This window comes from Pseudomonas sp. (assembly GCF_049590575.1).
In the GTDB taxonomy this organism is placed as follows: Bacteria; Pseudomonadota; Gammaproteobacteria; order Pseudomonadales; family Pseudomonadaceae; genus Aquipseudomonas.
The window spans coordinates 1-3345 of sequence record NZ_JBAWDE010000007.1; the positions used below are offsets into that span (position 1 = coordinate 1).

Here is a 3345-nt window from a genome sequence, read left to right on the forward strand (position 1 = left end):
ACCGACGACAGGCCCAGGCCCAGGCGCCCACGGTGGTCGTCGGCGAGCAGACCGTGGCTCTTGACCACCATGATGTTCAGCCGGTAGTCGGGGTTGTCCAGCACCCGCGCATCGCGGCCGGCCAGCAGGTCGTCGAGCATGCGCTGGCAGCTGCGACTGACTTCGGCCATGGTCACGCCCTTGGCAAAACGCTGTTCGTTGTACAGGCGGCCAAGGTCGAGCAGGCCTTGCACCGGGTCGGGCAGGCAGGCACTGGCAAACCGCCAGGAACCGATCGACGCGCCGATCAGTGCGCGTTCGCGGGGCGCACGCGGCAGCCAGTCGCCGAACAGTGCCAGGTCCAGGCCCTGGATCCCCAGCGCCTTGGGGCCGCCGGCGGCGCCGGGAAGAATGCCCACATCCGCCGGCGCCAGGCCCTGTTCACGAATGCGCGCAAATGCACGTTTGCCGGCCTTGAGGGTCAGCGCGGGGAATTTGATGTGGATGGCTGTCATACCGGTCTCTGTTGAAGCGAGCGGGGCAGTATAGAAAATCTCGCGCGGTGTGGGAAAAGGGCTTGCCCGAAAATTGCCATGGTGGCAATTCAGTTTCAGTTAAGTTCCGGCAGGTACGGTGGCCACGTAGGAAAAATCTAGTAACGGAGACTTGTCATGAAGCGCCTCACAGCTCTGGTCGCCGCCGCTATCATCGCTTCCACGCCGACCCTTGCCGCAGCTGTGGACCCCGACAAACCACTGATCGTGCCCGCCACTGTTACAATTGTCGCTTTCGATCAACTCGAAGCCACGGCCCTGGCCCTGCACCCCGGTTCGACGCTGCTGGATACGGACCTGGACGAGGCGTACGGCAAGTACGTCTATGAGGTCGAGCTGGAAGATGCCAACGGCATTGAATGGGATATTGAATTGGACGCGCTCTCCGGGCAGGTTCTCAAGAATCATCAGGATACGTAATGAAGGTAAATTTACGCGTCGGCAGTCGGGGGGCGCTGGTGTTGCTGGTTTTTTGCTCTAGCCTGGCAGCCCGCGACCTCAACCAGGATGAAGCCCTGGCGCTGCGCCAGCAGGGCGTGATCCTGCCGCTGGAGCAGCTCTTGCACCAGGCCATGGCACGCTACCCCGGCTCCCGGATGCTGGAAGCCGAGCTTGAGAAAAAGCACGGCCAATATGCCTACGAAGTGGAACTGGTGACCACCGAAGGTGTGGTGCGCGAAATCAAGCTGGACGCGACCACCGGTGCGCTGATCAAAGACGAGGAAGACTGATGCGCCTGCTTCTGGTGGAAGACAATGTACCCCTGGCCGATGAACTGCTGGCCGGCCTGCAGCGCCAGGGTTATGCCGTGGATTGGCTGGCCGATGGCCGCGATGCGGCGTACCAGGGCCGCAGCGAGCCCTATGACTTGATCATCCTCGACCTCGGCCTGCCCGGCTTGCCTGGGCTGGAGGTATTGGCGCAATGGCGCGCGGCCGCGCTGGCCACCCCGGTGCTGGTGCTGACCGCCCGCGATTCCTGGGCTGAGCGCATCGAAGGGCTCAAGGCCGGCGCCGATGATTACTTGAGCAAACCCTTTCACCCCGAAGAACTGCACCTGCGCATCCAGGCGCTGTTGCGCCGTTCCCATGGCCAGGCCAACCAGCCGACCTTGCAAGCCGCTGGCTTGCACCTGGATGAGGGCCGTCAATGCGTGTTGCGCGATGGCGAAGAGATCCAGCTGACCGCCGCCGAATTCCGGTTGCTGCGTTATTTCATGCTGCACCCCGAACAAATCCTCTCGAAAAGCCACCTGGCCGAGCACCTGTACGACGGCGAGACCGAGCGTGATTCGAACGTGCTGGAAGTGCACGTCAACCACCTGCGCCGCAAGCTCGGCCGCAGCGTGATCGAAACCCGTCGCGGCCAGGGTTACCGGTTTGGCGCCAGCCCTGCATGAAGTCGATTCAGCGACGCCTGAGCCTGGGGCTGATCAGCGTGATGGTGATCGTCGGCGTGGTGCTGGCGCAAACCAGCCTGTGGTTGTTCGAGGCGGGTTTGCAGCGCTATCTGGAAGCCGGGTTGCGTAACGACGCCGAGAACCTGCTGGTGGCGCTGGTCCGTGGGCCCAACGGTGTGCAACTCGACGAACAGCGCTTGTCGCCGGCCTATCAGCGGCCGTTTTCCGGGCATTATTTCCGTATCGATTTTGCCGATACCCATTGGCGCTCCCGCTCGCTGTGGGACCAGGAATTGCCGCGGCTGCCCGAGGTCGGGCTCAAGGGCAACCTGCAACTGGGACCGGAAGGCCAGCAACTGCTGGTGCTGCGTTCGGACTACAAGCGTTTTGGCCAGTCGATTTCCATCAGCGTGGCGCAGGACTACACCCCGGTGCGGGAAAGCTTCCGCCTGATGCGCCGGATTGGTCTGGTGCTGGGGCTGGCGGCGTTGCTGCTGGTGCTGATCCTGCAACGGGTGACCGTGCGCCGCGCCTTGCGCCCGCTGGAAACCGCACGCAACCAGATCGCCCAGCTGCAGCAGGGCCAGCGTTCGCAACTTGACACCCAGGTGCCGCAGGAACTCGAGCCGCTGGTGGCGCAGATCAACCACTTGCTGGCCCACACCGAAGACAGCCTGAAACGTTCGCGCAACGCCCTCGGCAACCTTGGCCACGCCTTGAAAACCCCGCTGGCGGTGCTCTTGAGTGCGGCTTCCAGCGAGCCCCTCACACACCATCCCGAACTGAGCAAACTGCTGCGCGACCAGCTGGAACAGGTGCAGCAGCGCCTCAACCGCGAACTCAATCGTGCACGCCTGGCCGGCGAAACCTTGCCCGGTGCATTGTTCGACTGTGACCAGGAATTGCCCGGCCTGCTGGCGACATTGAGGATGATCCACGGCGACCACCTGGACCTCAGCTACCAAGGCGCCCCGGGCCTGCAACTGCCCTGGGACCGCGAAGACCTGCTGGAGCTGCTCGGCAACCTGTTGGACAACGCCTGCAAGTGGGCGGATGCCGACGTGCGTTTGAACGTCACTGAAACGGCGCACAGCTTCCTGTTGGCGGTTGAAGACGACGGCCCCGGCATCCCTGAATCCCAGCGTGACCAAGTGTTCAGCCGAGGCACACGGCTGGATGAACAGATTGACGGCCATGGCCTTGGGCTGGGCATCGTGCGCGATATCGTCGAGGTATGGGGCGGGGTGTTGCAGTTGCAGGAAAGCCAGCTGGGCGGCCTGAAAGTGCTGATCGAGCTGCCCAAACGCTAGCGCTGAAACAATGCAGATCAAAATGTGGGAGCGGGCTTGCTCGCGAAGGCGGGGTGCCAGCCAACTTATCTGGCGACTGACACACTGCATTCGCGAGCAAGCC

Annotated in this window: 4 protein-coding genes and 1 pseudogene; 4 read left to right on the plus strand and 1 reads right to left on the minus strand. The window is 63.1% G+C overall.

The genetic code is table 11. The features are described 5' to 3' along the window. Positions 1 to 494: pseudogene (locus WBR57_RS00190) on the minus strand (patatin-like phospholipase family protein); the annotation flags it as partial. Between the two features lie 156 nt (positions 495 to 650). On the opposite strand from WBR57_RS00190, the gene WBR57_RS00195 reads away from it, so the two are divergent. From WBR57_RS00195 to WBR57_RS00210, 4 genes are read left to right on the plus strand one after another with little or no spacing between them, the layout of a single operon-like run. After that, the gene (locus WBR57_RS00195; RefSeq protein WP_424081033.1) at positions 651 to 953 is read left to right on the plus strand and encodes a PepSY domain-containing protein; all 303 of its coding nucleotides are present in this window, start codon (positions 651 to 653) and stop codon (positions 951 to 953) included. Continuing rightward, positions 953 to 1264 carry a PepSY domain-containing protein gene (locus WBR57_RS00200; protein WP_424081035.1) on the plus strand — a complete coding sequence of 104 codons (312 nt, stop codon included), beginning with the start codon at positions 953 to 955 and terminating at the stop codon, positions 1262 to 1264. The genes WBR57_RS00195 and WBR57_RS00200 overlap by 1 nt, the downstream gene beginning before the upstream one ends. Next, complete coding sequence (locus WBR57_RS00205; RefSeq protein ID WP_424081037.1) at positions 1264 to 1932, plus strand: response regulator transcription factor; 669 nt, start codon at positions 1264 to 1266, stop codon at positions 1930 to 1932. Before WBR57_RS00200 ends, WBR57_RS00205 begins: the two co-directional genes overlap by 1 nt. Further along, positions 1929 to 3242, plus strand: a complete 1314-nt coding sequence (locus WBR57_RS00210) for a sensor histidine kinase (protein ID WP_424081040.1) — start codon at positions 1929 to 1931, stop codon at positions 3240 to 3242. Before WBR57_RS00205 ends, WBR57_RS00210 begins: the two co-directional genes overlap by 4 nt. Positions 3243 to 3345 lie beyond the last annotated feature (103 nt).

Bases quoted from the DNA above. Each gene is read 5' to 3' on its own strand.
- WBR57_RS00195 (WP_424081033.1), top strand. From the start codon at position 651: ATGAAGCGCCTCACAGCTCTGGTCGCCGCCGCTATCATCGCTTCCACG.
- WBR57_RS00200 (WP_424081035.1), top strand. From the start codon at position 953: ATGAAGGTAAATTTACGCGTCGGCAGTCGGGGGGCGCTGGTGTTGCTG.
- WBR57_RS00205 (WP_424081037.1), top strand. From the start codon at position 1,264: ATGCGCCTGCTTCTGGTGGAAGACAATGTACCCCTGGCCGATGAACTG.
- WBR57_RS00210 (WP_424081040.1), top strand. From the start codon at position 1,929: ATGAAGTCGATTCAGCGACGCCTGAGCCTGGGGCTGATCAGCGTGATG.